Source organism: Pseudomonas frederiksbergensis, assembly GCF_003732665.1.
GTDB classification, from domain to species: Bacteria; Pseudomonadota; Gammaproteobacteria; order Pseudomonadales; family Pseudomonadaceae; genus Aquipseudomonas; species Aquipseudomonas frederiksbergensis_G.
Genome location: NZ_MOBP01000016.1, coordinates 62,798 through 89,315, shown reverse-complemented (window position 1 = coordinate 89,315; position 26,518 = coordinate 62,798). Strand labels below are relative to the sequence as shown.

General features: G+C 61.0%; 22 protein-coding genes and 1 pseudogene. 8 read left to right on the top strand and 15 right to left on the bottom strand.

Translation table 11 applies throughout. The features are described from left to right. Positions 1 to 3: 3 nt before the first annotated feature. From BK665_RS25440 to BK665_RS25410, 6 genes are all read right to left on the bottom strand, one after another. Entirely contained in the window at positions 4 to 1,335 is a 1,332-nt protein-coding gene (locus BK665_RS25440; protein ID WP_123409309.1) for a DUF58 domain-containing protein, read from the bottom strand. A gap of 160 nt (positions 1,336 to 1,495) precedes the next feature. Further along, complete coding sequence (locus BK665_RS25430; protein ID WP_123409308.1) at positions 1,496 to 2,494, bottom strand: AAA family ATPase; 999 nt, start codon at positions 2,492 to 2,494, stop codon at positions 1,496 to 1,498. Beyond that, positions 2,491 to 3,654 carry a DUF4350 domain-containing protein gene (locus BK665_RS25425; protein WP_123409307.1) on the bottom strand — a complete coding sequence of 388 codons (1,164 nt, stop codon included), beginning with the start codon at positions 3,652 to 3,654 and terminating at the stop codon, positions 2,491 to 2,493. The genes BK665_RS25430 and BK665_RS25425 overlap by 4 nt, the downstream gene beginning before the upstream one ends. Then, complete coding sequence (locus BK665_RS25420) at positions 3,651 to 5,195, bottom strand: DUF4129 domain-containing protein (RefSeq protein ID WP_123409306.1); 1,545 nt, start codon at positions 5,193 to 5,195, stop codon at positions 3,651 to 3,653. Before BK665_RS25420 ends, BK665_RS25425 begins: the two co-directional genes overlap by 4 nt. Continuing rightward, positions 5,182 to 6,159: a stage II sporulation protein M gene (locus BK665_RS25415; RefSeq protein ID WP_123409369.1), complete on the bottom strand. Its 978-nt coding sequence runs from the start codon at positions 6,157 to 6,159 to the stop codon at positions 5,182 to 5,184. Before BK665_RS25415 ends, BK665_RS25420 begins: the two co-directional genes overlap by 14 nt. After that, positions 6,156 to 6,881: an RDD family protein gene (locus BK665_RS25410; RefSeq protein WP_123409305.1), complete on the bottom strand. Its 726-nt coding sequence runs from the start codon at positions 6,879 to 6,881 to the stop codon at positions 6,156 to 6,158. Before BK665_RS25410 ends, BK665_RS25415 begins: the two co-directional genes overlap by 4 nt. A gap of 186 nt (positions 6,882 to 7,067) precedes the next feature. On the opposite strand from BK665_RS25410, the gene sbcB reads away from it, so the two are divergent. After that, positions 7,068 to 8,498, top strand: a complete 1,431-nt coding sequence (sbcB, locus tag BK665_RS25405; protein ID WP_123409304.1) for an exodeoxyribonuclease I — start codon at positions 7,068 to 7,070, stop codon at positions 8,496 to 8,498. A gap of 97 nt (positions 8,499 to 8,595) precedes the next feature. On the opposite strand, the gene mvaT is transcribed toward sbcB, so the two are convergent. Next, the gene (mvaT, locus tag BK665_RS25400; protein WP_007933316.1) at positions 8,596 to 8,973 is read right to left on the bottom strand and encodes a histone-like nucleoid-structuring protein MvaT; all 378 of its coding nucleotides are present in this window, start codon (positions 8,971 to 8,973) and stop codon (positions 8,596 to 8,598) included. 340 nt (positions 8,974 to 9,313) lie between these two features. On the opposite strand from mvaT, the gene purU reads away from it, so the two are divergent. Together purU and BK665_RS34535 are read left to right on the top strand one after the other, a co-directional pair. Further along, on the top strand, positions 9,314 to 10,162 hold the full coding sequence (gene purU, locus BK665_RS25395) for a formyltetrahydrofolate deformylase (protein ID WP_054045042.1): 849 nt from the start codon (positions 9,314 to 9,316) through the stop codon (positions 10,160 to 10,162). Between the two features lie 143 nt (positions 10,163 to 10,305). Next, on the top strand, positions 10,306 to 10,482 hold the full coding sequence (locus tag BK665_RS34535; protein ID WP_185076638.1) for a hypothetical protein: 177 nt from the start codon (positions 10,306 to 10,308) through the stop codon (positions 10,480 to 10,482). On the opposite strand, the gene gpgF is transcribed toward BK665_RS34535, so the two are convergent. The 5 genes and pseudogenes from gpgF to BK665_RS35410 form a co-directional block, all read right to left on the bottom strand. Then, positions 10,469 to 11,464, bottom strand: coding sequence for a glucosaminyl phosphatidylglycerol flippase (gpgF, locus tag BK665_RS25390; RefSeq protein ID WP_123409303.1), 996 nt, complete (start codon positions 11,462 to 11,464; stop codon positions 10,469 to 10,471). The two genes, BK665_RS34535 and gpgF, sit on opposite strands and share 14 nt — an antisense overlap. Next, positions 11,461 to 12,237 carry an N-acetylglucosaminyl phosphatidylglycerol deacetylase gene (gpgD, locus tag BK665_RS25385; protein ID WP_123409302.1) on the bottom strand — a complete coding sequence of 259 codons (777 nt, stop codon included), beginning with the start codon at positions 12,235 to 12,237 and terminating at the stop codon, positions 11,461 to 11,463. Before gpgD ends, gpgF begins: the two co-directional genes overlap by 4 nt. Then, positions 12,230 to 13,351, bottom strand: coding sequence for an N-acetylglucosaminyl phosphatidylglycerol synthase (gpgS, locus tag BK665_RS25380; RefSeq protein WP_123409301.1), 1,122 nt, complete (start codon positions 13,349 to 13,351; stop codon positions 12,230 to 12,232). The genes gpgD and gpgS overlap by 8 nt, the downstream gene beginning before the upstream one ends. A 181-nt stretch (positions 13,352 to 13,532) precedes the next feature. Then, positions 13,533 to 14,297 (bottom strand): methyl-accepting chemotaxis protein, encoded by a 765-nt coding sequence (locus BK665_RS35415; RefSeq protein WP_375538741.1) that lies wholly within the window; start codon positions 14,295 to 14,297, stop codon positions 13,533 to 13,535. A 93-nt stretch (positions 14,298 to 14,390) separates the two neighbouring features. Next, positions 14,391 to 15,422 (bottom strand): annotated as a pseudogene (locus BK665_RS35410) (HAMP domain-containing protein); the annotation flags it as partial. Positions 15,423 to 15,608: 186 nt separating this feature from the next. On the opposite strand from BK665_RS35410, the gene BK665_RS25370 reads away from it, so the two are divergent. Beyond that, a complete protein-coding gene (locus BK665_RS25370; protein ID WP_123409299.1) occupies positions 15,609 to 17,090 on the top strand; it encodes a helicase HerA-like domain-containing protein in 1,482 nt (493 codons plus the stop codon). Positions 17,091 to 17,195: 105 nt separating this feature from the next. On the opposite strand, the gene BK665_RS25365 is transcribed toward BK665_RS25370, so the two are convergent. After that, positions 17,196 to 17,651: a DUF721 domain-containing protein gene (locus tag BK665_RS25365; protein ID WP_123409298.1), complete on the bottom strand. Its 456-nt coding sequence runs from the start codon at positions 17,649 to 17,651 to the stop codon at positions 17,196 to 17,198. Positions 17,652 to 17,958: 307 nt separating this feature from the next. Here BK665_RS25365 and secA point away from each other — a divergent pair, with 307 nt between their 5' ends. The 4 genes from secA (at position 17,959) to BK665_RS25345 (ending at position 23,763) form a co-directional block, all read left to right on the top strand. Next, on the top strand, positions 17,959 to 20,694 hold the full coding sequence (gene secA / locus BK665_RS25360) for a preprotein translocase subunit SecA (protein WP_123409297.1): 2,736 nt from the start codon (positions 17,959 to 17,961) through the stop codon (positions 20,692 to 20,694). A gap of 122 nt (positions 20,695 to 20,816) precedes the next feature. Continuing rightward, positions 20,817 to 22,034 (top strand): bifunctional glutamate N-acetyltransferase/amino-acid acetyltransferase ArgJ, encoded by a 1,218-nt coding sequence (gene argJ, locus BK665_RS25355; protein WP_123409296.1) that lies wholly within the window; start codon positions 20,817 to 20,819, stop codon positions 22,032 to 22,034. A 149-nt stretch (positions 22,035 to 22,183) separates the two neighbouring features. Continuing rightward, positions 22,184 to 22,816 carry a glutathione S-transferase family protein gene (locus tag BK665_RS25350; RefSeq protein ID WP_123409295.1) on the top strand — a complete coding sequence of 211 codons (633 nt, stop codon included), beginning with the start codon at positions 22,184 to 22,186 and terminating at the stop codon, positions 22,814 to 22,816. Continuing rightward, positions 22,813 to 23,763 carry a Nudix family hydrolase gene (locus tag BK665_RS25345; RefSeq protein WP_123409294.1) on the top strand — a complete coding sequence of 317 codons (951 nt, stop codon included), beginning with the start codon at positions 22,813 to 22,815 and terminating at the stop codon, positions 23,761 to 23,763. Before BK665_RS25350 ends, BK665_RS25345 begins: the two co-directional genes overlap by 4 nt. 100 nt (positions 23,764 to 23,863) lie before the next feature. On the opposite strand, the gene BK665_RS25340 is transcribed toward BK665_RS25345, so the two are convergent. Beyond that, entirely contained in the window at positions 23,864 to 24,445 is a 582-nt protein-coding gene (locus BK665_RS25340) for a cob(I)yrinic acid a,c-diamide adenosyltransferase (RefSeq protein WP_123409293.1), read from the bottom strand. Between the two features lie 2 nt (positions 24,446 to 24,447). Then, on the bottom strand, positions 24,448 to 26,484 hold the full coding sequence (locus BK665_RS25335; RefSeq protein ID WP_123409368.1) for a sensor histidine kinase: 2,037 nt from the start codon (positions 26,482 to 26,484) through the stop codon (positions 24,448 to 24,450). Positions 26,485 to 26,518 lie beyond the last annotated feature (34 nt).

Below are 26,518 nucleotides of genomic sequence, written 5' to 3'. Positions count from 1 at the left end.
GCTTCAAAAGGCCCCGGCCTTCTTCCAGCTCAGGTAACGGGTGACCAACCCGTTGCCGAGTTCCTGGGGCAGCGCTTCGAGCAGCGGCACACCATGGGCGTTCAGTCGTTCATGGAGTTCGGCCCGGGCATTGAGGTAATCCAGCGTGCCGCAATACAGCAACGCGTCGGGCAGGGTTTGCACCGGGGTGTGGCGCAATTGATCGAGGACTTCTTCGCGCAGGCTGGCGACCAGCACTCGGTGTTGCTGACTCAGGCGTTGCACGGCGTTGAGCAACTCTTCATCGTCCTCGTCCCGCAGGTTGGTCACCAGCACCACCAGCGAACGGCGTTTCTGCCGGGCCAGTAATTGGCTGACGGCAGCCTGGTAATCGGCGGGACGTTGGGTGGTGTTGAGCGTGTAGACGGCGTTGAGCACGGCCTTGAGCTGGCCCGCACCTTTGACCGGGGCGAGGTAGAGCGGTGCCTCGCCGGCAAAGGTGCACAACCCCACCGAGTCGCCCTGGCGCAACGCGACATAGCTGAGCAACAGGCAGGCATTGAGGGCGTGGTCGAAGTGGCTGAGTTCGCCATCCTGGCTGCGCATCCGCCGGCCGCAGTCGAGCATGAACATAATCTGTTGATCGCGTTCGTCCTGGTATTCCCGGGTGATCGGCGTGCGCTGGCGGGCCGTGGCTTTCCAGTCGATCTGGCGCAGGCTGTCGCCTTCGCGGTACTCGCGCAATTGATGAAACTCCAGCCCCTGGCCCCGACGTTGGCGCTGACGTACGCCGAGCTGGCTGAGCCAGTTGTCCACCGCCAGCAACTCGCCGCCATAGAGGCGGGCGAAGTCGGGGTAGACGCGGGTGCTGTCGTTCACACTCAGTACGCGTTTGTCGGACCACAGGCCAAACGGGCTGGGCAGGTTGATTTCGCAGTGCTCGAACTTGAAGTGGCCACGTTGCAGCGGGCGCAGGCGATAGGTGATCTGGCTATGTTGACCGGGCTGCAACTCGACCGATTGTGGCAAGTGTTCGAAGACCAGGCCTTCGGGCGCATGATCGAACATCTGCACGTTCAAGGGTTGGCCAAAGTCATGCTCGATCGCCAGTTGCACCTCACCCCAACGTCCCAGTGCCAGGCTGCCGGGCATCTGCCGTTTCAGGCGCGGCGAGGGCAGGCGTTTGAGGCGCACGATATCGAGCAGGGCCAGGGCCAGAAGGGCGAGCAACAGGCCCCAACTGATGGCCGACAGATTTTGCGGCGTTGCGACTTCAAGCGCCCGCAGTGCACCCAAAACGATGTTCAGGGCCAGCAGCACCGAGAGCCAGATCAGCAGCAGACGCGAGGGTTTCATCGGCGTGCACTCCCTGTGGCGAGGGAGTTTGCTCCCGCTGGGCTGCGAAGCGGCCCCAAATTGAGCCAACGGGTTATTTCAGATAAACCGCGTCCGCCGGTTATGGGGCTGCTGCGCAGCCCAGCGGGAGCAAGCTCCCTCGCCACAAGGATCATGCGCATCACATCCTCGGCGCCGGGATTTGATCGAGCAGTTGTTGCAGCACCTGATCGACGTTCAGTCCTTCGATATCCAGTTCCGGGGCAATCCGCACCCGATGGCGCAACACCGCCAGGGCACAGCCCTTGATGTCATCCGGAATCACGAATTCGCCACCGCGCAGCAACGCCCGGGCGCGGGCGCAACGGACCAGCGCAATCGAAGCCCGAGGCCCGGCGCCGAGGGTCAGACCGGGCCAAGTGCGGGTGGCGCGAGCCAGGCGAATGGCGTAGTCGAGCACCTGTTCATCCAGTGGCAAGTCGCTGGCAATCCGTTGCAGGGCCATCACATCCTTGGCTTGCAGCACGGTGCGCAGCGGCTGTACATCGAGCATGTCGGCCCGGGTCGAACGGCTGACCTGGCGCACCATGTCCAGCTCTTGCTCGGCGTCGGGGTAGTCCATGCGCACCTTGAGCATGAAGCGATCCAGCTCCGCTTCCGGCAATGGATACGTGCCTTCCTGCTCGATGGGGTTTTGCGTGGCGAGGACCATGAACGGCTGGGCAATCGGCAGCGCCCGGCCTTCGAGAGTGACCTGGCGTTCCTGCATGGCTTCAAGCAGCGCGGCCTGAGTCTTGGCCGGGGCGCGGTTGATTTCGTCGGCCAGTAACAGGTTGGTGAACAACGGCCCTTTGCGCAGTTTGAATTGCTCGGTTTGCAGGTCATACACCGCATGCCCGGTGACGTCGCTGGGCATCAGGTCCGGGGTGAACTGGATGCGCGCAAATTCGCCACCAAAGCAACGGGCGAGGGCGCGCACCAGCAAGGTCTTGCCCAATCCCGGCACGCCTTCGAGCAGCACGTGGCCGCCGGCGATCAGCGCGGTGAGCACGTCGTCGATCACGTTGTTCTGGCCGATCACGGCTTTCTGCAATTCGCCGCGCACGGCCTGGGCCAATTGACTGGCGCGCTGGCGTTGTTGGGCGGCGTGGTTGGGTGTGCCGGGCTCGATGTCACTCATAGGGCATTCCTCAAGGTTTGCAGGTGGGCGACCTGACGGCTGAATTCAGCGCTGGACAGCCGCTGTTTCGGGCGCGGGCTCAGGGCCTGACTGATGGCGCGGGTGGGTTGCCGGGTCAGGCGCGCAAGCACCAGCCATTGTTCGGCAACCGCCAGTTGTTCGAAACCGGGATGACGGCGGCGGGCCCGGCGCAAGACGTCCTGCTGCAAGGCCTGCAACAGACTGTCCTGACCGTGGCGGCGCAGGATGAAATCGGCGCTGGCGCGCAGGTGTTCCTGAAGTTGTCGGCGCGCCCTGGGCACCGGTTCCAGCAGCGGACCGTGGCGCACGCCGAAGTGCCAGCAAGCAAGGCCGATCAACGCCGCGAGGGCCACCAGGGCCTGGGGGAAGTTGCGCAGGAGCAAGGTCAGCAGCGAATCGTGATCGGTGTCGTACAACAGGGTTACGCTGGTGTCGGCGTTCAAATACCAGAGCAGCCAGGCATTGTCGTATTGCTCAATGGCCGGGGCTTTCCACAGGTCGGCGTCGGTGACTACGGTGATCGTTCCGAGGCCGTGGTTGAGTTGCATCATGTGCGTGGCCTTGCCGCTGTTGGCCCAGGCCTGGGCGAGGTTTTTCGGGTCTTCGAGGTGAAAATCCGTGTCGAAGCTGACGTAGGCCGGGGCGTCCTCGTCTTCCAGGTAGAGCTTGGTCAGTTTCGGGTACGGATCGTCGGTCGGGTCGGGCGGTGGGTCCTTGAGGTCTTTGCTCAGGGATTGATGCAACTGCACCCGGTCGAGCAACAGGTCGTTGCTCTGGCCGGTCTTTTCATCCCACAGGGATTCGGCGACGAACACCAGCCGGCCACCGGCACGGGTCCAGTTCAGTACTTGATCAATCTGGCGCGGGGTCATGTTCGAGCGGTCACCGAACAGCAGCAGGCTGTGTTGGCGCGGGTCGATGCCGGGCAGCACGTCGAGGCTGTTGGCGTGGGTTACGGGCACATTGTGTTGGCGCAGGAACTGCTCGGCCGCGAGATACGGATTGGCCCGGGCTTCGGGGGAGGGGCCGTGATCCACCACCTCCTGATACGGCGTGGCCTTGAGGTACAGGTAGAAACACAACGCGCCGAACAGCACGGCCACCACCACGCCGAGTGCCTGCCATCCGCGCCGGCTCAACGGGGCGCTCCCGCATTAAATAATGCTCGCCAGCCATCGCAGAGTTCCTGTTGCGACTGCGCCGGTGGCAAGCGATGCCCGTAGGCCATGTTCTGCCAGTGGCGGGTCAGGGTTTGGCTGAAGGCCAGCAGCGCCGGTTGCTGCAATTGGTCGACCCGCGCCAGGACCTGGCCTTCGGTGTCGGCGTCTTTGAGCGGCAGGTTGAAGTCATGCAGCAAGCGGCTGAGCAGGGCGCGATACAGCAGGCCGAGGGCGTCGCGAGGGTTGGTTTGCCAGAGGGTTTCGGCAGCGGTTGCGACATCGGCGGGCAGGGTTTCGCGATGCACGTCCAGCCCGAACAGTTGCTTGGGCAACGGGCGATCAACCTTGCCACGCAGGGCGGGTCGGCGGCTGACAAACGCCTGCAACCAATCGCGGTAGCGCCAGATCAACAACCCGATAGCGGCGATGACCGCGCCCCACAGCAACACTTCAATCAGCGTCGCCAATGCGCCGAAGTGTTGACCTTCCAACAGCCTGAGCAGCGCCTTCAACCATTCGGGGGTGGTGCCATCGTCCTTGGTCTTGGCGTCGGGTTTGTCCTCGCCAAAACGGTAACGGGTGACGGTTTCCTTGTTCTTGAACGGCGGCTGGTCGAGGATCGCCTTGATGCTGTCCCGGGAGGCCTGACTGGTCAGGGGCTGATCGAGCAGGCGCGGGGTGTCCGGTGAAATCACCGGCTCGGCGGCCCATACGGGTGGCGCGCTCGGCATCAACACCATCACTGCCAGTAGCAGGACTGCCGCCGCGCTGCCCAGGCGCTGGCGCATGCGCCGGAACACCAGTTCGATGTCCCAGGCCTCCAGCACGGTGCGGCGGTTCAGATAAAGACTGAAGCCGCAGGCGACGTAGATCGGTTCCCACACCACCAGGATCAGTGCGTAAAAGGCGTTGGTCAGATGCTCCAGCCAGCGCCAGTCGTGGGTGGCCGCGGCGATCAGGGTTTGCCAGTCCCAGTCGAGTTCGATCTGTTGCGGCAAGAGCAGGTAGAACAGCACCATCAAGCCGATCCACAGCGCCGTTTCCAGATGCACACCGATGACCGTCAGCCACTGCGCGGCGCCGGCATTGCGTTGCAACAGCACGCGCAAGCGCTGTTGCCGAGCCATGCCGTCGAGGCCTTCGAGTTGCACCACCGGCATCGCGAAGCTGCGGCTCAGGCTCAGTCGGCGCCAGGTCAAACTGGCGAGCAGTTGCGGCTTGAGCAGGCGCGGCCATTCACGCAGGGCTTGTTTGAGGGTGGGGGTTTCACCGAACAGGGTTTTCGACAGGATGTACAGCGGCAATCGTTCGAACGCCGGTTTCAACCACCAGAAAATGAACACGGCCAGGGACGGTGAATCCCACAGCAACAGGCTGAGCAGAACGAAGATCGGCAAGGTGACAATGGCCCAACTGGTCATCAACAGGCGTCGATGGCGTTGACTCAGCAGCACCCCCAGGTCCATGGCTTCCCAGGTATTGCGCGGGCGAATCACTACCGTGGCGTCACTCAGGCGCATGGCGAGTCCGTCCGGCCAACAGCAGATACGCCGCCACTATTAACCACAACGCGGCGCCGACCAGGTATTTGGTCATCGGTGTGATTGAGGTCATGGACGACCAATAGGCTTCGATAAACGCCGCAATCAGCAGAAACAGCATCACCCCGCAAATCAGCAACACGCTTTTGCGCGCCGCCACCCGCAACGCTTCGCCTCGCGGCAGGCGCCCCGGTGCAATCAGCGCCCAGCCCAATTGCAGGCCCGCCGCGCCGGACAGGACGATGGCGTTCAATTCGAACGCGCCGTGGCCGATCACGAAGGACCAGAAGGTTTGCCCGTAGCCAATGTGGGTCAGGTGCCCGGCCACCGCACCGATGGTCAAACCGTTGAAGAACAGGAAAAACGCGCTGCCCAGGCCAAACAGCAAACCGCTGGCGAAGGTCTGAAAGGCGATGCCGATGTTGTGCATGATGTAGTAACCGAACATCACCCAGTCTTCGCTGGCCGCCCGTTGCGCCGAACGCCCGAGATGCCCGGCGACCGGGTCGTACATGCTTTGCATCTCGCTGACCTGCTCGGCCGGGATCAGGTTGTAGATCAGGTCCGGGAACAGGACCACCAGCACGCCCATGCCGATCAGGCTGCCAAAGAACATCAGCCCGGCGATGAGGACGAAGGGCCACTGCTGGCGCACCAGTCGCGGGAAGTCGGCAAGGATAAAACCCAGCGCGTTGGCCCCCAGCCGACTGCGATGGCGATAAAACTGTTGGTGCCCGCGCAACACCTGATGTTGTAACGAATCCACGAGGAAACTGCTGTAGCCGCGCTCCCGGGCCAGGGCCAGGTGATGGCAGAGCCGACGATAATCCTTGGGGAAACTGGCGATGCGTGAGGCGTCCTTGCCCCGTTCCAGTCGATCCAGGACCAGGGCGAAGTGCTCCCATTCGGCCTTGTGGCGACTTTCGAAAAGGCTTTGCTTCATGTAGGACCCAACAAGCCGCGGGCGATACCGTTGAGTTCGGCCACGGCCCGGGGCGGCGGGACGTGCAACGGTTGGGCGAGGATGGACGCCAGTTCATTGACCCGGGCCGGGGAGAGTTCACCCTGGCGTTCGGCAAAACCGAGGATGGCGCGCTGCTCGGCGAGGGTCAGGGCAAAGGCTGTCCGGCGCGGCTGGGCGTCGGGTATTTCGGGGCGGGTAAGCGGCCGTTCGCTGTAGATCACCAGCGTACCGGCGGCGAGGTCACCAAGGCGTTTGAACGAGGGGTGTTGCAGGCAACTGATGGCGCCGAGGAAATAGCCGAACGGCAACAGGTCGACAAAACGCAGCAGGTTACGCAGCAGCGACGCCGACCAGCCAACCGGCGTGCCATCGTCCTGCACCACCCGCAGGCCCATCCAATGCTTGCCCGGCGAGCGACCCTGGTTGAGCACTTCGAACAGCACCATGTACCACCAACTGACGGCGAACAGCAGGATCGAACCCAACCCGGCGCCGAGCTTGCCGAGAAACGCCAGGACGATAAACAGCAGGCCGAGAATCAACCCGCGCAGGCCAAGGTCGATGCTGAACGCCAGCACACGGACCATCAACCCGGCCGGGCGCAGCGGCAAGTCGATGCCCTCCGGCGTTTCAACCTGATACCGCGTATCCAGTGGCGGGGACAGCGGCGCAATCCTTGGCAGTGCTGTGGTCTCGAGCATGGGCAACCTGAATGATGGGGCCGGGTCGGGATTCAATCTTCATCCGATGCTAGCAGCCTCTCGGGGGAAAACGACATAACTATGTATTGCACGATGCAAACCCGGAAATGATTGAATGACAAGATGACTGGCCGCAGCGAGTGGTCTGCGCCTAGACTTCGCCGGTCTTCAGTTCAGGAATAGCCCGTGACCTCCATCTTCTGGTACGACTATGAAACCACTGGCATCAATCCCCGTTGCGATCGCCCGTTGCAAGTGGCGGGGATTCGCACCGACTTTGCGCTCAATGAAATAGACGAGCCGGTCAATCTGTACTGCCAGCCCAGCGACGACATCCTGCCGCACCCGGCGGCGTGCGCGATTACCGGCATCACCCCCAGTCGCCTGGCCGAGCAAGGCTTGAGCGAAGCCGATTTCATGACCCGGGTGCATGCCCAACTCGCGGCCCCCGGCACCTGTGGCGCCGGTTACAACACCTTGCGTTTCGACGACGAGATGACCCGTTACAGCCTGTATCGAAATTTTTTCGACCCCTATGCACGGGAGTGGCAGGGCGGCAACAGTCGCTGGGACCTGATCGATGTGGTGCGCGCCGCCTACGCCTTGCGCCCCGACGGCCTGAACTGGCCCACGGATGACGAAGGGCGGGTGACGCTGAAGCTGGATCGCCTGACCGTGGCCAATAACATCGATCACGGTAATGCCCACGAAGCGTTGTCGGACGTGCGCGCCACTATCGCCCTGGCCCGTTTGATCCGTGAGAAACAGCCGAAGCTGTATGACTGGCTGTTTCAGTTGCGCAGTAAACAAAAGGTGATGGATCAGGTTCGGTTGTTGCAACCGATGGTGCATATCTCCGGGCGTTTCTCGGCGGCGCGAAGTTATGTCGGCGTTGTGCTGCCCCTGGCCTGGCACCCGCGCAACAAGAACGCGCTGATTGTCTGCGATTTGCACCTGGACCCCCAGGGCCTGCTGGATCTGGATGCCGAGACGCTGCGTCAGCGCCTGTATACCCGTCGCGATGAGCTGGCCGAAGGCGAGTTGCCGGTGCCGCTCAAACTCATTCATATCAATAAGTGCCCGGTGGTGGCGCCGTTGTCGGTACTGCGTGCTGAAGATCAGCAGCGCCTGGGGCTGGATATGGCGCTATATCAGCAGCGGGCACTGCGGCTAAGTGACGCACAACAAGTTTGGCGAGATAAAGTCATGGCGATTTATGCCAGCGAAGATTTCGCCGCGAGCCAGGACCCGGAGCAACAGTTATACGATGGATTTATCGGGGATCGGGATCGGCGTCTATGTGAGCAAGTCCGGGCCGCAGACCCTGTGCAATTAGCGCAACAACAATGGCCGTTCGATGATGAACGTTTACCTGAATTATTGTTTCGATATCGCGCACGCAACTTCCCTGACACGTTGAATTTCGAAGAGCAAGAACGCTGGCGGCTGTTTTGTCAGCAACGTTTGAGTGCGCCGGAGTGGGGGGCACCCAATACCCTGGAATCTTTTGCGCAGGCCTCGGCACAATTGGCCAATAGCGCTACAACGTTTCAGCAAGAGGTACTGAATGAATGGGCAAATTATGTCCAGGGATTACGCAAACGTTTGAGTCTTTGAAATCGAATAGTGAAGCCTGAATGCCGGGCATAAAAAAACGCCAGCATACGCTGGCGTTCTTTTGTGTCACAGAACCGGTCTGCGACAGGCGTGCGGCTTAGCCCAGCAGGGTAGCCCAGCCTTCAACCACATCACCGCCCCACTTGGCTTTCCACTCTTTCAGAGTTTTGTGGTTGCCACCTTTGGTTTCGATGACTTCGCCGTTGTGCGGGTTTTTGTATTGTTTAACTTTGCGAGCACGCTTGGTGCCAGTAGTTTTTACTGCGCCGCCGCGTGGTGCCTTGGTTTTGGACTCTGGATCCAACAGCGCGATGATGTCACGCAGGGATTTGGAGTACTCACCCATCAGGGTGCGCAGTTTGCCTTCGAATTCCAGCTCGGTTTGCAGTTTGTCGTCTTGGGACAGATTCTTCAAACGGGCTTGCAGCTCTTTGATAGCTTCTTCGGTGGCGCGGTATTCGTTGATCAAGGACATGAGGACTACCTTATGTAGGACGCGGGATGGCAGGGGACAGTGCGGCAATAATAGTCAGGGTGTTTCATCAAGTAAACATTTAACCGGAGTTTATTTAATTTAGTTGCGATGAATCCGTCACAAATTGGATGTGTTGTTAAATAGTGTCAGACGAATCAACACAGATATTCACAATTGCGCTCTTGAAGATGGGCTGCAAGAGCACCATCGCGCGGGGCGCTGATGCTGTCACCCACCTGCGGCACTGAGCGGCGTGCAGGGCAGGGCGTGATCAATACTGCAGTTTTGCTGCGCAATCGCTAGAATGGCGGCCTTTACGAAGTTCTGGAGTTTGACCCACATGCGCACTTTTCGGCTGGTGATTGCTTGCCCGGACCGCGTCGGCATCGTTGCTAAAGTCAGTAACTTTCTGGCGTCACATAACGGCTGGATCACTGAAGCGAGCCATCACTCGGATAATCTGAGCGGTTGGTTCTTCATGCGTCACGAAATTCGTGCCGATTCGCTGCCTTTCGGTCTCGAAGCCTTTCGCGAAGCGTTCGCTCCGATTGCTGAAGAGTTCTCGATGAACTGGCGTATTACCGACACCGCACAGAAGAAACGCGTGGTGTTGATGGCCAGTCGTGAATCCCATTGTCTGGCCGACTTGCTGCACCGCTGGCACAGCGATGAACTGGACTGCGAAATTTCCTGCGTGATTTCCAACCATGACGACTTGCGCAGCATGGTTGAGTGGCACGGCATTCCTTATTACCACGTACCTGTCAATCCGCAGGACAAAGAGCCCGCGTTTGCCGAAGTCTCGCGCCTGGTCAAACAGCACGATGCCGAAGTGGTAGTACTTGCCCGTTACATGCAGATTTTGCCGCCAGAGTTGTGCAGCGAATATGCCCACAAAGTCATCAACATCCACCACAGCTTCCTGCCGTCGTTCGTCGGGGCCAAGCCGTACCACCAGGCTTCCCTGCGTGGCGTGAAGTTGATCGGCGCCACTTGCCACTATGTCACCGAAGAACTGGACGCCGGTCCGATCATCGAGCAAGACGTCGTGCGCGTCAGCCACAGCGACAGCATTGAAGACATGGTGCGTTTCGGCCGCGATGTCGAGAAGATGGTCCTGGCCCGTGGCCTGCGTTATCACCTGGAAGACCGGGTGTTGGTGCACGGCAATAAAACTGTCGTGTTCTAAACTACGCAATGATCGTTCCCACGCTCTGCGTGGGAATGCATCCTGTGACGCTCTACGTCATGCTTAAAAACGGACGCGGAGCGTCCCGGGCGGCATTCCCACGCAGAGCGTGGGAACGATCTGTGTAGCGAGAGGAATTGACCATGGCCGATCCATTGGACAAAGCCACTTCCAAGGCGCCTGCCACCCTGGGCGAAGGTTGTTTGAGTCGTTATGACCCGGAGGACATGGGCCCTGAAGACGGGACTGAATTCCCCGGTGCCGCCGAGTTGTGGGAGCAGTTGCAAGAAGAGTCCGACGACACACTTAAGCCTGCTTGAACTTCATCAGCTTCTTGAGCAACGGCCGCCCGAGCATCAGCAAGAACACCGGCCCACCGACCACCAGATAAAAGTAATAGGTCACCGCCCGCCAGATCAGGATCGCCGCCGCCGCGGTAGATTTCCCCACCATCGGCGCCAGCAGCGCCGCCGACGTCAATTCCGCCGCCCCGGCACCCCCAGGCAGCAAACTGAACTGCCCCGCACTCAGCGAGAGCATCTGGATCAGAAAGGTCCAGGCCCACTGCAAATCCGCGCCCAGCCCGCGCAACGCCAAATACAGCACGCTATAGCGAATCGCCCAATGCAGGCAGGTCAAGGCGAACACCTTTATCAGCGTCTGAACGGGCAGCTTCAGCGTGTCAGTGAATGCCGCCAGAAAGTGCAGGAGTTTGCGTGCCCAGCGCAGGCGGGTGGTGGCTTTGACGTTCAGCCGCGCCAGCAGGCGGCCCATGAGGCGAATCAGCAGCCGATGATAGCGGGCCACAATCACGCAACTGACCAACCCACCAAACATCGAGACGGCGCTGACAATCAGCAGCCACTCCATGCGCTGGCTGAGGTGCTGGAACAGCGCGTAAATCAGAATCCCGCACAGGGCGCAGAGGAAAAACAGCAAATCGCTCAATTGGTCCATGGCAAACACTGCGCTGCCCCGGGCCGGGCGCACGCCGTTGCGGGCGAGCAGGGCCATGATCGTCAGCGGCCCGCCACTGCCACCGGGGGTGGCGCAGTAGGCGAACTCGGCGGCCATCACCACGCCAAGGCTTTTGACGCGGCTGACCTTGTCCCGCTGATCCCCCAGCAACAGGCGCAAGCGCATCGTGTTGACCACCCAGCACAGCAGAATCATGCCGAACATGACCAGCAACCCGCTCAGGGGAAAGCTTTGCAGGCGCGACCAGGTTTCGTTGCCGCCCAGCACCAGTGGAATCAGCACCGCCGCGAGCAGGGCGAGGAACAGCAGAATCCCGCGACTCATGCGACGCGGCCGAGACGGTCTGGGTGCAGCATTAGCCAGTTGGCTTTGGTCATTGGCACACGGCCCTCGTCGAGTAAGCGTTTAAGGGTTTGTAGCCAGTAATTGCGGGAAAATCCATGGCGCATGTCCACCGGGTGCAGGCCCAGGCGAATCACCGGAGCCTGGCGCCAGCGTTGTTCGCGCTGATCGCTGACCCATTTCGACAGCCCGCGACGCCAGGCACTGCGCGCACTCCAGACCAGGCCGGGGGCATCGATCGCGGTGAAGTCCGGCAGACGATACAGATGTTGCGGGCTGCTGGTGTAACTCAATGGCAACTCGCGCAATGCCTGGCGCGTGCCTTCGCTCATCAGCCAGGCCGGGGCGACAAACCCCTGCAACGGCCAATGGTAGCGGTGAAAGACTTCGATGCCGGCGCGCAGGCGGGCGAGGGCGGCGGCTTGGGACAGGCTGTAGAACTCGCCTTCGTGGGTATAAATGCGCCGCATGAACCAGTCTTTGGGCGTGGTGGCCGGTGGGCTGTCATCGCAATGAAAATAACCGTGCAGCGCCAATTCATCGCCGCGCTCGACGCGACCGCTCAACATCCGTCGAAAGCCCGGGTGTGCTTGCAGATCATTGTGTTTGTGGAAGTCGGGCACCACCAGCCAGGTCATCGGCACCCGGCCCAAGGCATCGACAGCTTCGACAAAGGGTTGGTAATCGGCCCAGGTCTGCGGTGCGACGTCGTGCAGCACCAGCAACAGCGCGGGAGGGTGCGTGAACTCAGCCATTGGCGGTCAGCGGCCAGGGCTCGCCGAGCACGGCGTGATAGTGGCCGAGCAAGCTGTTGACCACCGCATCCCAGGCGTAATGCCGTTCCACATGCTGCCGGGCCTGCTGGCCCAGGCTGATGTTGCCCCGACTGAACAATTCGCGCACCGCGTTGGCCATGGCCAGCGGATTGTTGGGGGCGCAGAGCAGGCCGCATTGATCGGTGATGATTTCCTTGAAGGCCCCGGCCGCCACCGCCACCACCGGAATGCCACTGGCCATGGCTTCGAGGATCACCAAGCCGAAGGTTTCCTGATCGCCGGCATGCAGCAGCGCATCGGCACTGGCCAGCAACCGCGCAACCTGGGTGGCCGGGCAGAACTCATCCACCACCGTGACGTTATCCGGCACCTGGGCCGGCATTGACGAACCCACCAGCAGCAAGTGATAGCGCGGCCCCAGGCGTTGCATGCAGTTGAGCAGTACCGGCAGGTTTTTCTCTTTGGAACCGCGACCGGCGAAGATCAGCAGCCGGGTGTCTTCAGCAATCCCCAGTTCGGCCCGCAGGTCGTGGTCGCGGGCGCCGGGGTTGAAGGTTTGCAGGTCGACGCCCAAGGGTTGCACGAATACGTTGCGGACACCGAGGCCGGTCAGTTTGTCGGCCATGACCTGACTCGGTGCCAGCACGCGGTCGAAATTGCCGTAGAGCTTGCTGACGTAGGCCTCGACATTGGTGGTCACCCAGTTGCCCATGCGGTTGCTCACCAACAGCGGCAGGTCCGAGTGATAAAAACCGATCACCGGCACGTCCAATTGCCGCCGGGCGTCCAGCGCCGCCCAGGCCGTGAGGTACGGGTCGCCGACTTCGATCAGATCGGGCTGCAAATCCTGTAGGACATTGCGCCAAGGCGCGAGACGGAGGGGAAAACGATAACCCTTGCCGAAGGGCAGGGCGGGAGCGGGAACCTTGTACACACCGTCCTGTTCGCTCAGGTGAGAACCCGGAATCAGCAGACTGTGACGAATACCCGGTTTCACACTCAAGCGACGGTGCTTGGCATCCAGATACGTGCGCACGCCACCGCTGGCAGGGGCGTAGAACATGGTTATGTCCGCGATATGCACGATGAACATCCCTCCGGTCTTGGCTCTCCCTAGGTTGACCTTTATGAAGGATAGATGTTCGGTTGGGGTTTTGCGGGCGGGGGATGTGGTGGTTGATAGGCCGCCTTCGCGGGCAAGCCTCGCTCCTACAGGGGATTGCGTAATCCTTGTAGGAGCGAGGCTTGCCCGCGAAGAGGCCCTAAAGGATGCCTCAGATACGGAAACTGCCCACCAACTGCTTCAACCGCGCCGCTTGCTGTTCAAGGTCCGAACACGCACGCAAGGTCGATTGCAGGTTTTCGACGCCTTCCTGGTTCAGCGTATTGATCTCGGTAATGTCGACATTGATCGACTCCACCACCGCCGTCTGCTCCTCGGTCGCGGTAGCCACCGACTGGTTCATCCCATCGATCTCGCCGATGCGCAGGGTCACGCTGTTCAGCCGTTCGCCGGCCAAGTTGGCGATTTCCACGCTGTCCTGGCTGTGGCGCTGGCTTTCGCTCATGGTGCTGACGGATTCCCGGGCGCCGACTTGCAGCTCCTCGATCATGGTCTGCACCTGTTGCGCCGATTCCTGGGTGCGGTGCGCCAGGTTGCGCACTTCGTCGGCTACCACGGCAAAGCCGCGACCGGCTTCACCGGCACGGGCCGCTTCAATCGCGGCATTAAGCGCCAGCAGGTTGGTTTGCTGGGAAATGCTGGTGATCACTTCGAGAATCTGCCCGATGTTCACGGTTTTGCTGTTCAACGACTCAATGTTGGTGCTCGACGCACTGAGCATGCTGGAGAGCTGATTCATCGCCTTGATGCTGCGATCCACCACTTGCTGGCCGTCTTCGGCGAGGCTGCGGGCGTCGCTGGCTTGGTTCGACGCTTGTGCAGCGTTACGGGCGATTTCCTGGGCGGCGGCGCCGAGCTGATTGATCGCCGCAGCCACGCTATTGGTGCGCGAGGCTTGCTGGTCGGAGTTGAACATCGACGAGTTCGAAGCCGCGACCACCCGCAGCGCGACTTCGTTGACCTGGCCGGTGGCCGAGGAGACTTCGCGGATCGAGGTATGAATCCGCTCCACGAAACGGTTGAACGCGGTGCCGAGGATGCCGAATTCGTCCTGGTTCTGGATGGTCAGGCGCTTGGTCAGGTCGCCTTCACCGTCGGCGATGTCTTCCATGGCGCGGGTCATGACGTGCAGCGGCTGGATCAGGATGCGGATCAACATGCCAAGCAGGGCGATGATGATGGCCACGGCGATGAGGGTGGCGATGATGGCCGAGGTGCGAAACTCACTGAGCATGGAGAAGGCTTTGCCCTTGTCCACGGAGAGCCCTACGTACCAGTTGACCGAGGACAGGCCCTTGATCGGCGTGAAGGTGACGATGCGGGTTTTGCCGTCAACCTCGATTTCGCTCAACTGACTGCTGATTGGCGGGGTGTCTTGCGGGTAGACATCCTTGAGCGTTTTCATCACCAGCGCTTTATCCGGGTGGGCGAGGATCTTGCCGTCGGCGCTGACCAGGAAGGCATAACCCATGCCGTCGAAGTCCAGTTCGTTGAGGCTGTCGGCGATCACCTGCAAGCTCAAATCGCCACCGACCACACCCACTTCCTGACCGTCCTTGATGACCCGGTTGACGATGGAAATCACCAATTGACCCGAGGCCAAATCGATGTAGGGGTCAGTCAGGGCCGAGCCGCTGGCGCTTTGCGCAGCCTTGTACCACGGGCGAACACGAGGATCGTAGCCGTCAGGCATTTTGCTGTTCGGGCGGATAATGAACGAGCCGTCCTTGTTACCCAGGAAAGCCCCCATGAAGGTCGAGCTCACGGACTTTTGTTCGAGCAGGGTGCCGACGTTGCTCGCCTCTGTGTTCAGGGCAACGGTTTGTGACAGGTTTTCGATCAACAGGCTGCGGCCGGCCAGCCAGGTTTGAATGTTTTTGGCGGTGACGCTGCCCATTTCTTGCAAATAGTTGTCCAGATCGCGGCGAATCGCATTGCGCTGCAAATAGTCGTTGTACAGCGTGAACGAGGCAAAGGCAGCGATGACGATGAGGGCGGCGGCAAGCAGGATCTTATGGCTAAAGCGCAGATTTTTGTTCATGGCTTGGGGTGTCCGCTAAGGTCTTAATGTCCAGGGGCGTGCTTTATAAAGGCGCGCAAAATGGGCAGTGTTGAAAACATGCTGATATTCCGTCTCTCCTTAGGGGATTACCGACGCGTTCTTCAGTCTGGTCTCTCGCTTCTATTTATCGGCCGTGCAGAATCAAAGATTAACCGGGGTGACAAAATGCCTGACTCATCGCAACTCGTTATCGGCGCCGACCTCGCGGGGCAGCCGATCGCCCAGGCCATGCGCCTGGCCAACCGTCACGGACTGGTCGCGGGCGCGACCGGCACCGGCAAGACCGTCACTTTGCAGCGCCTGGCCGAAGCCTTCAGCGACGCTGGCGTGGCGGTGTTCGCCGCCGACATCAAGGGTGATCTGTGCGGTCTCGGTGCCGCCGGCAACCCTCAGGGCAAAGTCGCCGAACGTATCGCCGGCATGCCATGGCTGAACTACAAGCCCCAGGCGTATCCAGTGACGTTGTGGGACATTCACGGTGAGTCCGGTCATCCCTTGCGCACCACGTTGAGCGAAATGGGCCCGCTGCTGATCGGCGCGCTGCTGGAACTGACCGACAGCCAACAGTCGGCGCTGTACGCCGCGTTCAAGGTCGCCGACCGCGAAGGCCTGTTGCTGCTGGATCTGAAGGACTTGAAGGCGCTGCTCAATCACCTGAGGGACAACCCGCAATTGCTCGGTGAAGACGCGGCGTTGATGACCACCGGTTCCAGCCAGGCGCTGCTACGACGCCTGGCGACCCTGGAACAGCAGGGCGCCGAAGCCTTGTTCGGCGAGCCGGCGCTGCAACTCGAAGACATCCTCCAACCGACCGCCGATGGCCGCGGGCGCATTCACTTGCTCGATGCCAGCCGTCTGGTGCACGAAGCGCCCAAGGTCTACGCGACCTTCCTGCTGTGGCTGCTGGCGGAACTGTTCGAACAACTGCCGGAACGCGGCGATGCGGACAAACCGCTGCTGGCGCTGTTTTTCGACGAAGCGCACTTGTTGTTCGCCGACACCCCCAAGGCGTTGCAGGAGCGCCTGGAGCAAGTGGTGCGCCTGATTCGGTCCAAAGGCGTGGGCGTGTATTTCGTCACACAGTCGCCGGGGGACTTGCCGGACGACGTGTTGGCCCAGCTCGGCTTGCGGGTCCAGCACGGCTTGCGGGCGTTCACCGCCAAGGAACAGAAATCGTTGCGCGCCGTGGCCGAGGGCTTCCGGCCGAACCCGGCGTTCGACGCCTTGTCGGTGTTGACGGAACTGGGGATCGGCGAGGCGCTGGTCGGCACCTTGCAGGACAAGGGCACGCCAGAGATGGTCCAGCGAGTGCTGGTCGCACCGCCGCAGTCGCGGATCGGGCCGTTGACCGAAACCGAGCGCACGATGCTGATCGCCGGGTCGCCGTTCAAGGGGCGTTACGACAAGCCGATTGATCGTGAGTCCGCGTATGAAGTGTTGATGGGGCGCAAGGGCCTGGCGCCGGAGGCTGAACCGGGTAAGCCGGCTGCTGAGGAGCCGAGTTTTACCGACAAGGCCGGGGAATTTCTGGGTACGGCGGCGGGGCAGGCGCTGAAATCGGCGATGCGACAGGCGGCGAACCAGTTGGGCCGACAGTTGGTGCGTGGGTTGATGGGCTCTCTATTGGGAGGAAGCAAACGCCGCTGAATTCCTGGCTGGCCACAATCAATGTAGGAGCGAGGCTTGCCCGCGAAGAGGCCCTTGAGGGCGCCAAAAGCTTCGCGGGCAAGCCTCGCTCCTACAGGATTTTCATCAGTCTTTTGGTTTGGCGTGCGCCGCCAGTCGTTCCAGCGCTGCCCGCAAATTCGGATCAGTGATCCCATCCGCCGTCGCCTGAATCGTAGCACCCGCATCCACGGACAAACTGATGGTATGCCCCGCCGCGCCCTGCTGGACGGTCGGTGGTTGCACCTTGAACAGGATTCGGGTCAGGCTGGCGAACTCGTCAAACAATTGCAGCTGCCGTTGCAGGCGTTTTTGCTGATAACGCAGGCGTGTCGCCCAGTGACCGTCGGTGACAATTAGCAATAAACTGCCTTCGCGCCACGAGGCCACGTGGCAGTGTTCCCGGGCGGCGGGTTGCAATTGGCTTTCCACCAGGCGTTGCAAATGACCCAGGCGTTGAGCATGGCCGAAAATGGCTTTCAGCGGTTTGGCTTCGCGAAGCAGAACGGCGGGTGCTCTGGCCGTGAGAGGGCGAAATGCCATGATCAGACACCTGAAGTAACAGAGCGGCCATGTTAGCAGAAAGCACTCGATGCGCCTGACCCATTGCTTTGCGAGCGCTTTACCCATTAAATCAACAAGTAACTTCTACCGTGAATGGCTTGAAGTTCAGCAAAAAGCCCTTATTTTAAGTGAGCCCCGTAACAGCGCAGTGCATGCATCGTGGAATAACGCCACTTTCCTCACCATCGTTTCCGGGTAGAATGCTCGTTCGCATGCGGCCATGAGGGCTGCACGGGCGACTCACGGGGCCGCCCTCCATCCCTTTAGTGTGGAAGATCCTGCCGATATGTTTGCGCCTTTGTTAAAGAAACTTTTTGGAAGCAAGAATGAGCGTGAAGTCAAACGCATGCTCAAGACGGTGCAACTCGTCAATGCCTTCGAAGAGCAAATGGTGGCCCTTTCGGACGATCAATTGCGTGCCAAGACAGATGAGTTCAAGGCCCGCATCGCCAAAGGGGAAACCCTCGACAAGCTCCTGCCTGAAGCCTTTGCGGTCGCCCGCGAAGCCGGTAAGCGTGTCATGGGTATGCGTCACTTCGATGTCCAGTTGATCGGCGGCATGACCTTGCATGAAGGCATGATCGCGGAAATGCGTACCGGTGAAGGCAAGACCCTGGTGGCCACACTGGGCGTTTACCTGAACGCGCTGTCCGGTAAAGGCGTGCACGTTGTTACCGTGAACGACTACCTGGCCCGTCGCGACGCCAACTGGATGCGCCCGCTCTACGAATTCCTCGGCCTGACGGTCGGCGTGGTTACGCCGTTCCAGCCGCCGGAAGAGAAACGCCTGGCTTACGCCGCCGACATTACCTACGGCACCAACAACGAATTCGGTTTCGACTACCTGCGCGACAACATGGCGTTCAGCATGGAAGAAAAATTCCAGCGCGAACTCAATTTCGCCGTGATCGACGAAGTCGACTCCATCCTCATCGACGAAGCCCGTACGCCACTGATCATTTCCGGTCAGGCCGAAGACAGCTCCAAAATGTATGTCGAGATCAATAAACTGATCCCGCAACTGGAACTGCACATCGAAGAAGTCGAAGGCGAAGTCACCAAGGCTGGCCACTACACCGTCGATGAGAAGACCCGCCAGGTCGAACTCAACGAAGCCGGTCACCAGTACGTCGAAGAAATGCTCACTCGCATCGGCCTGCTGGCTGAAGGCGAGAGCCTGTACTCGGCGCATAACCTGGGCCTGTTGACCCACGTTTACGCCGGTCTGCGTGCGCACAAGCTGTTCCATCGCAACGTCGAATACATCGTGCAGGACGGTCAGGTTGTACTGGTCGACGAACACACCGGTCGTACCATGCCCGGCCGTCGTTTGTCCGAAGGCCTGCACCAGGCCATCGAAGCCAAGGAAAACCTGAACATCCAGGCCGAAAGCCAGACCCTGGCCTCGACCACGTTCCAGAACTACTTCCGTCTCTACAACAAGCTGTCCGGCATGACCGGTACTGCGGACACCGAAGCGTTCGAATTCCACCAGATCTACGGTCTGTCGGTGATGGTTATCCCGCCGAACAAACCGCTGGCGCGTAAAGACTACAACGACCTGGTGTTCCTCACCGCGGACGAGAAATACGCGGCCATCGTCGCCGACATCAAGGAATGCATGACCCAGGGCCGTCCGGTGCTGGTGGGTACTGCGACCATTGAAACGTCGGAACACATGTCCAGCCTGTTGGTTAAGGAAGGCATCGAACACAAGGTCCTGAACGCCAAGTTCCACGAAAAAGAAGCAGAGATCATCGCCCAGGCCGGTCGCCCAGGCGCACTGACCATCGCCACCAACATGGCTGGTCGTGGTACTGACATCCTGTTGGGCGGTAACTGGGAAGTGGAAGTCGCGGCGCTGGAAAACCCGAGCCCCGAGCAGATCGCCCAGATCAAGGCCGACTGGCAGAAGCGCCACCAGCAAGTGCTGGAGTCCGGCGGCCTGCAGGTAATTGCCTCCGAGCGTCACGAATCGCGTCGTATCGACAACCAGTTGCGTGGTCGTGCCGGTCGTCAGGGTGACGCCGGTTCCAGCCGTTTCTACCTGTCGCTGGAAGACAGCCTGATGCGCATCTTCGCCTCTGACCGGGTGAAGAACTTCATGAAGGCCCTGGGCATGCAGTCCGGTGAAGCGATCGAGCACCGCATGGTGACCAACGCCATCGAGAAGGCCCAGCGCAAGGTTGAAGGGCGCAACTTCGACATTCGCAAGCAATTGCTCGAGTTCGATGACGTCAACAACGAACAGCGTAAAGTGATCTATCACATGCGTAACACGTTGCTGGCCGCCGACAACATCGGTGAAACCATCGCCGACTTCCGTCAGGACGTGCTCAACGCCACCGTCAGCGCGCACATTCCACCACAATCGCTGCCAGAGCAGTGGGACGTGGCCGGTCTGGAAGCGGCATTGCAGAGCGACTTCGGTGTGGCGCTGCCGATCCAGCAATGGCTCGACGAAGACGATCACCTGTACGAAGAAACCCTGCGCGAGAAGCTGATGAACGAGCTGATCGCCGCGTACAACGAGAAAGAAGACCAGGCGGGCGTCGACGCGCTGCGCAGCTTCGAGAAACAAATCGTCCTGCGCGTTCTGGATGACCTGTGGAAAGACCACCTGTCGACCATGGATCACCTGCGTCACGGCATCCACTTGCGTGGTTATGCGCAGAAGAACCCGAAGCAAGAGTACAAGCGCGAGTCGTACACGCTGTTCTCCGAGCTGCTGGATTCGATCAAGCGCGACTCGATCCGCGTGCTGTCCCACGTTCAGGTTCGCCGCGAAGATCCGGAAGCGGAAGAGCAGCGCCTGCGCCAGGAAGCCGAGGCACTGGCCGCGCGCATGCAATTCCAGCACGACGAAGCACCGGGTCTTGAACAGCCGGAACTGCTGGGTGAAGAGGTCGATGTCGCCCTTGCCACCGCGCCGGTACGCAACGAACAGAAGCTGGGCCGTAACGAACTGTGCTACTGCGGTTCGGGCAAGAAATTCAAGCATTGCCACGGGCAGATCCAGTAAAACCCGTTTCAATCGCTGAAATACCCGCGCCGCGACCGGCATCAGCCGTCGCGGCGTTTTGCCATTTAAACCCACCGTTCTTCCTGAAACGGTGCTGACATCATTTAGAAAGGAGCGCATTCATGGCTGTTGGTCTTGGTCCTTTGCCAACGTTGCACCCGGTTGCCGGTTTTGAACTCGGTATCGCCTCGGCCGGCATCAAGCGCCCTGGGCGCAAGGATGTCGTGGTCATGCGCTGCGCTGAAGGTTCCACGGTCGCGGGTGTGTTCACCCTGAACGCGTTTTGCGCAGCTCCGGTGATCCTGGCCAAGCAGCGCGTGCAAGGCCCGGTGCGTTACCTGCTGACCAACACCGGCAATGCCAACGCCGGCACCGGCCAACCTGGCCTGGCCGCCGCCGAGCGCACCTGCGCCAAACTGGCCGAACTGACCGGGGTCGACGCCAGCCTGGTGCTGCCGTACTCCACCGGTGTGATCGGCGAGCCGCTGCCGGTCGAGAAGATCGAAGGCGCGTTGCAAGCCGCCCTCGACGACCTTTCGGTGAATAACTGGGAAGCCGCCGCCACGGGCATCATGACCACCGACACCTTGCCAAAAGGCGCCAGCCGTCAGTTCCAGCATGACGGCGTGACCATCACCGTCACCGGCATCAGCAAAGGCGCGGGCATGATCCGCCCGAACATGGCAACCATGCTCGGCTACATCGCCACCGACGCCAAAGTTGCCCGTGACGTGCTGCAAAACCTGCTGCTGGACGGTGCCAACAAGTCGTTCAACCGCATCACCATCGACGGCGACACCTCGACCAACGATTGCTGCATGCTGATTGCTACCGGTCAGGCTGCGCTGCCGGAAATCACTTCCGCCAGCGGCGAATTGTTCGCCAAGCTGAAACAGGCTGTATTCGAAGTGTGCATGGACGTGGCCCAGGCCATCGTCCGTGACGGCGAAGGCGCGACCAAGTTCGTCACCGTTGAAGTCAACGGCGGCGGCAATCATCAGGAATGCCTGGACGTCGGCTACACCGTGGCCCACTCGCCGCTGATCAAGACTGCGCTGTTCGCCTCCGACCCGAACTGGGGCCGCATCCTCGCTGCCGTCGGCCGTGCCGGCGTGCCGAACCTGGACGTGAGCAAGATCGACGTGTTCCTGGGGGACGTGTGCATCGCCAGCCGTGGCGCCCGTGCCGAGACCTACACCGAAGCCCAAGGCTCGGCGGTGATGCAGCAGGAAGAAATCACTATCCGTATCGAACTGGGTCGCGGCGATTGCAGCGAAACCATCTGGACCACCGATTTGTCCCACGAGTACGTGAAGATCAACGCTGAGTACCGGACTTAAGACCGAGTCGTTCCCTTCGCGAGCAAGCCCGCTCCCACAGTTGATCTGTGGCGCTCACAAATCTCCTGTGGGAGCGGGCTTGCTCGCGAAGGGGCCCGACCAAACGCTAGAGATTCTGGCCTGTACCCCTTCACCAAAAGGTCCCGAACATGAGCCTCCACCTGATCATCGGCGACAAACTGCTTTCCTCCTGGTCCCTGCGCGGTGCCCTGGCCCTCGACCTGACCGGCGCTCCCTATACCGAAGAACTGATCAAACTCGGCCAGCCCGACACTCGCGACCGCCTGCTCAAGCATTCGCCCACCGGTAAAGTCCCGCTGCTGAAAACCGAGCACGGTGTCATCGCCGATTCCCTGGCAATCGCCGAATACCTGGCCGAGCAGTTTCCCGATGCCGGCCTCTGGCCCAAAGACACCGCCGCCCGCGCCCAGGCCCGCTCGGCCTGTGCGCAGATGCACAGCGGTTTTTTCGCGATGCGCGGCAACATGTCCTTCGACCTGAGCCGCGACGAAGCGCTGGCTTCGACCCCGGCTGACGTTCAAGCCGAAATCGAGCGGATGCTGGCGTTGTGGGCTGAATGTCGCGCCGTCGCAACCGACAGCGGTCCGTTCCTGTTTGGCGGCGCCACGCTGGCCGATGCTTTCTTCGCCCCGATTGCCGTGCGCTTGCGCACCTACCGGGTGAAGTTGCCGGCAGTGGATGAGGCTTACGTCGAAACGATTTACCAATGGCCAGCCTTCAAGGCCTGGCAGAAGGCGGGTCTGGAGGAGGTAGCGCTGTGAAACGAGTTCATGTCGCCGCCGCTGTTATCCGTGACAGCGCTGGCAAGATCCTGATCGCCCGCCGTGCCGATACTCAGCATCAGGGCGGTTTGTGGGAGTTTCCCGGGGGCAAGGTCGAGGCAGACGAGTCCGTCGAAACGGCACTGGCTCGCGAACTTCAGGAAGAACTGGGGATTGTCGTCGGGGCGGCGCGGCCGCTGATCAAGGTTCGCCACGACTACCCGGACAAGCAAGTGTTGCTGGATGTCTGGGACGTCTCGGCGTTTACCGGCGAGCCCCACGGCGCCGAAGGCCAGCCGCTGGAATGGGTCGCGCCCCGTGACTTGCTGAACTACGAGTTCCCGGCGGCCAACCAGCCGATCGTCGCGGCGGCGCGCCTGCCATCGCAATACCTGGTGACTCCCGAAGACCTGGAAACCCCGGCGTTGTTGCGCGGCATTCAGAAAGCCATTGCCGGTGGCATCAAGTTGATCGTACTGCGCGCCCCCAACGGCTACGACCCGAAATACCGCGACCTGGCGGTGGATGCGGCGGGGCTGTGTGCCGGCAAGGCGCAGTTGATGATCAAGGGGCCGTTTGAGTGGCTGGGCGACTTCCCGTCCGCCGGTTGGCACATTACGGCTGCGCAATTACGCAAATACGCGGAGAAGGGCCGACCGCTGCCGGCGTCGCGCTGGTTGGCGGCGTCCTGCCATAACGCGGAAGAACTGGCGTTGGCCGAGCAGATGGGCGTGGATTTCGTCACCCTGTCGCCGGTGGAGCTGACCCAGACGCATCCCGATGCCCGGCCGTTGGGTTGGGAGCAGGCGGCGACCCTGATCGAAGGCTTCAGCAAACCGGTGTTCTTGCTCGGGGGCATTGGCCCGGCGGAGCTGGAAAAGGCTTGGGCCGCCGGGGCGCAGGGTGTGGCGGGGATTCGGGCGTTTTGGCCTGATTCTTTGGTGTAGCTAATGGCCTCTTCGCGGGCAAGCCTCGCTCCTACAGGAATACGCATACCCCCCCTGTAGGAGCGAGGCTTGCCCGCGAAGGCGTCCTCAAAGGCGCCGCTTAACTCTGTGGTTTGGCCGCCGGTTGCCACAAAATCTCGGCAATCCCCTGGCGCTTGGCAATCAACCGCGCCACCACAAACAACAAATCCGACAGCCGATTGATATACGCCAGGCCCACCCCGGCCAACGGCTCAACGGCATTCAAATGCTGACAACGCCGCTCCGCCGTGCGCGCCAGGCTTCTGCACACATGGGCCTGGGCGATCAATGCCGAACCGCCCGGCAGTATGAAATTCTCCAGCGGCCCCAACTCTTCATTCCACACATCGATGGCCGCTTCCAGCCTTTCGATCTCCGCTTCATTCAAGGCCTGATACACCGGCATCGCCAGTTCACCGCCGAGGTCGAACAGTCGATGCTGACAGGGTGCCAGCACCTCGATCACTTCCTGCAAACCCGGAAAAGTCGCGCTTTCGGCGGCCAGTCCGGCGAGCAACACACCGACCTGACTGTTCAGCGTATCAACCTCGCCAATGGCCTCGATGCGCGGGTGGTCCTTGGGCACACGGCGGCCATCACCCAGGCCGGTTTCGCCTTTGTCGCCGGTGCGGGTGTAAATCTTCGACAAGCGAAAGCCCATGGTTACCTCGGTAGCTGATTGAGTTCTTGGGAGACGAGCGGGGTGCCCGCCAACGGCAGGCGCAGGGTGAAGCAAGTGCCTTGGCCGAGGGTCGACTGCACTTCCATCTGGCCCTTGTGGTTATTGGTGATGATGAAATACGACACCGACAGCCCCAGGCCCGTGCCTTGGCCGATTTCCTTGGTGGTGAAGAACGGCTCGAAGGTGCGCTTGCGCACGTTCTCGCTCATGCCGATGCCGTTGTCCTCGACCTGGATTTCTGCCCACGGTGGATTGAGCTTGGTGCGCAGGATAATTCGTCCCGGTTCGCGGTCGTCTTCCCGTTGGTGAATGGCCTGGGCTGCGTTTTTCAGCAGGTTGAGCAGCACTTGCTCCAGTTCGTTGGCGGTGCCGGGCACCGGGCCGAGCGCCGGGTCGAACTGACGAATAATTGCCTGGCCCTTAAAGTCGAAGCCGATGGCCAGGTCGAAGTCATTGCCGGCGATTTCCACTGCTTGATCGATCAGCGCCGGCAAGTCGCACGGGGCCATTTGCCGGGTGCTTCGGCGGCTGAAGCTGAGCATGTGCGTCACGATCTTCGCCGCCCGCGCCCCGGCCTGCTGGATGCCATCGAGCAACTGCGGCACTTCCCGGGCTTGCAGGTAGCGATTGACCGTTTCCAGCTCAATCCCGACGTGTTCGGCCTGCTCCAGATTTTTCGGCAGGTCCGGGGACAGGCGCCGGCGGATGTTCTGCACGTTGTGCAGGATCGCCCCCAACGGGTTGTTGATTTCGTGGGCCATGCCGGCGGCGAGTCCACCGACCGAGAGCATTTTTTCCGACTGCACCATCATTTCTTCCAGGGACAGGCGCTGGGTGATGTCATCGATGCGGATCACCACGCCACGCCCGGCACCGCCCATCAACGGATAGAAGGTCAGGGCGTAGTGCTTGGCTTCGTCGTCCTTGAACCAGGTCACCCGCTCGATCTTGGCCACGGTGTGCTGCTCGACGGTTTGCTTGAGCTGTGGCAAAAACGGCTTGAGTGGTTCGAAGGCGAGGAAGATCGGTTGGTTCAGCGCTTCATCCAGGCGCGTGCCGGACAGGGCGCTGGCCTCCTGATTCCATTGGGTCACGTAGAGTTGTTCATCGAGGGCGATCAACGCCGAGGGCATGGAATCGATGATGCTGTTGAGGTAGTTCTGGAACCCGGTGAGCTTCTTCTCGATCTTGCTCCGCACCTGGACTTCCAGCTCCAGCTTGCGGTTGGTGTGGCGGGTTTCTTCCGCCAGGCCCTGGGCCTGATCGTAGGCAGCCTGGGAATCGTCCCGGGCGCGCTTGAGTTGTTGCTCCCGGGCTTCGATACGCGACAGCATGGTGTTGAACGCCTCGGCGAGGCTACCGATTTCATCGTGGTTGCCGCGAGAGGCGCGCAGGGCGTAGTTCTCTTCCCGGGTCACTTGCCGGGACAGTTCTTCAAGTTCATGGATCGGCCGGGTGATCAGGCGTTTGATCTGCCGGGCGATCACCAGCCACAGCAACACGCTGAAGATCAGGATGCCCAGACTGGCCGTCAGGGTCCCGGTGTAGAACGCCACCGGCAATTCGCTGCTGGCCACCAGCAACAGATGACCGGGATTAGTCCCGGGGCGGGGCAGGGTAATGATTTGGTTGCTGCGAAACTCCGTGGCTTGCCAGGCTTCGATATGCCGGTAGCGCTCCGGCAGCTTGAGCTTGTCGCCGTGCTGCAACTGCGCCAGGCGTTCGCCGTCACCGTCATACAGTGCCGCTGCGCGCAACGGTGAATAGCTGTTGAGTTCATTGAGCAGGCGTTCGGCGCTTTGCGGCGACTTCAAGGCTTCGGCCACCAGGCTCGGGTTTGACACCAGTCGGCCGATAGTCTGCAGGGCCTGGGGCGCCATGCTTTCCTGGGAAATGTAGTACGCGGCGCTGATGAAGGTCAGGTTGGCGACCAGCAGGACGGTAATCAACAGCACCAGCAGGGCGGCCAGCAGTTTCTGGCCGACGGGAAGGTTTTCGAGGCGCTGGCGCAGTGGCATCAGGTTCATCGCACAATAGGAACAAGTGGCCAGC

Excerpts from the sequence above, each read along its gene's own strand:
- BK665_RS25335 (WP_123409368.1), bottom strand. The coding sequence starts at position 26,484 with ATGCCACTGCGCCAGCGCCTCGAAAACCTTCCCGTCGGCCAGAAACTG.
- BK665_RS25420 (WP_123409306.1), bottom strand. The coding sequence starts at position 5,195 with ATGCGCCTGAGTGACGCCACGGTAGTGATTCGCCCGCGCAATACCTGG.
- gpgF (WP_123409303.1), bottom strand. The coding sequence starts at position 11,464 with ATGAGTCGCGGGATTCTGCTGTTCCTCGCCCTGCTCGCGGCGGTGCTG.
- BK665_RS25370 (WP_123409299.1), top strand. The coding sequence starts at position 15,609 with ATGCCTGACTCATCGCAACTCGTTATCGGCGCCGACCTCGCGGGGCAG.
- argJ (WP_123409296.1), top strand. The coding sequence starts at position 20,817 with ATGGCTGTTGGTCTTGGTCCTTTGCCAACGTTGCACCCGGTTGCCGGT.
- BK665_RS25440 (WP_123409309.1), bottom strand. The coding sequence starts at position 1,335 with ATGAAACCCTCGCGTCTGCTGCTGATCTGGCTCTCGGTGCTGCTGGCC.
- mvaT (WP_007933316.1), bottom strand. The coding sequence starts at position 8,973 with ATGTCCTTGATCAACGAATACCGCGCCACCGAAGAAGCTATCAAAGAG.
- purU (WP_054045042.1), top strand. The coding sequence starts at position 9,314 with ATGCGCACTTTTCGGCTGGTGATTGCTTGCCCGGACCGCGTCGGCATC.
- BK665_RS25340 (WP_123409293.1), bottom strand. The coding sequence starts at position 24,445 with ATGGGCTTTCGCTTGTCGAAGATTTACACCCGCACCGGCGACAAAGGC.
- BK665_RS25410 (WP_123409305.1), bottom strand. The coding sequence starts at position 6,881 with ATGCTCGAGACCACAGCACTGCCAAGGATTGCGCCGCTGTCCCCGCCA.
- gpgS (WP_123409301.1), bottom strand. The coding sequence starts at position 13,351 with ATGTTCATCGTGCATATCGCGGACATAACCATGTTCTACGCCCCTGCC.
- BK665_RS34535 (WP_185076638.1), top strand. The coding sequence starts at position 10,306 with ATGGCCGATCCATTGGACAAAGCCACTTCCAAGGCGCCTGCCACCCTG.
- gpgD (WP_123409302.1), bottom strand. The coding sequence starts at position 12,237 with ATGGCTGAGTTCACGCACCCTCCCGCGCTGTTGCTGGTGCTGCACGAC.
- secA (WP_123409297.1), top strand. The coding sequence starts at position 17,959 with ATGTTTGCGCCTTTGTTAAAGAAACTTTTTGGAAGCAAGAATGAGCGT.
- BK665_RS35415 (WP_375538741.1), bottom strand. The coding sequence starts at position 14,297 with ATGTTCAACTCCGACCAGCAAGCCTCGCGCACCAATAGCGTGGCTGCG.
- BK665_RS25415 (WP_123409369.1), bottom strand. The coding sequence starts at position 6,159 with ATGAAGCAAAGCCTTTTCGAAAGTCGCCACAAGGCCGAATGGGAGCAC.
- BK665_RS25430 (WP_123409308.1), bottom strand. The coding sequence starts at position 2,494 with ATGAGTGACATCGAGCCCGGCACACCCAACCACGCCGCCCAACAACGC.
- BK665_RS25365 (WP_123409298.1), bottom strand. The coding sequence starts at position 17,651 with ATGGCATTTCGCCCTCTCACGGCCAGAGCACCCGCCGTTCTGCTTCGC.
- BK665_RS25350 (WP_123409295.1), top strand. The coding sequence starts at position 22,184 with ATGAGCCTCCACCTGATCATCGGCGACAAACTGCTTTCCTCCTGGTCC.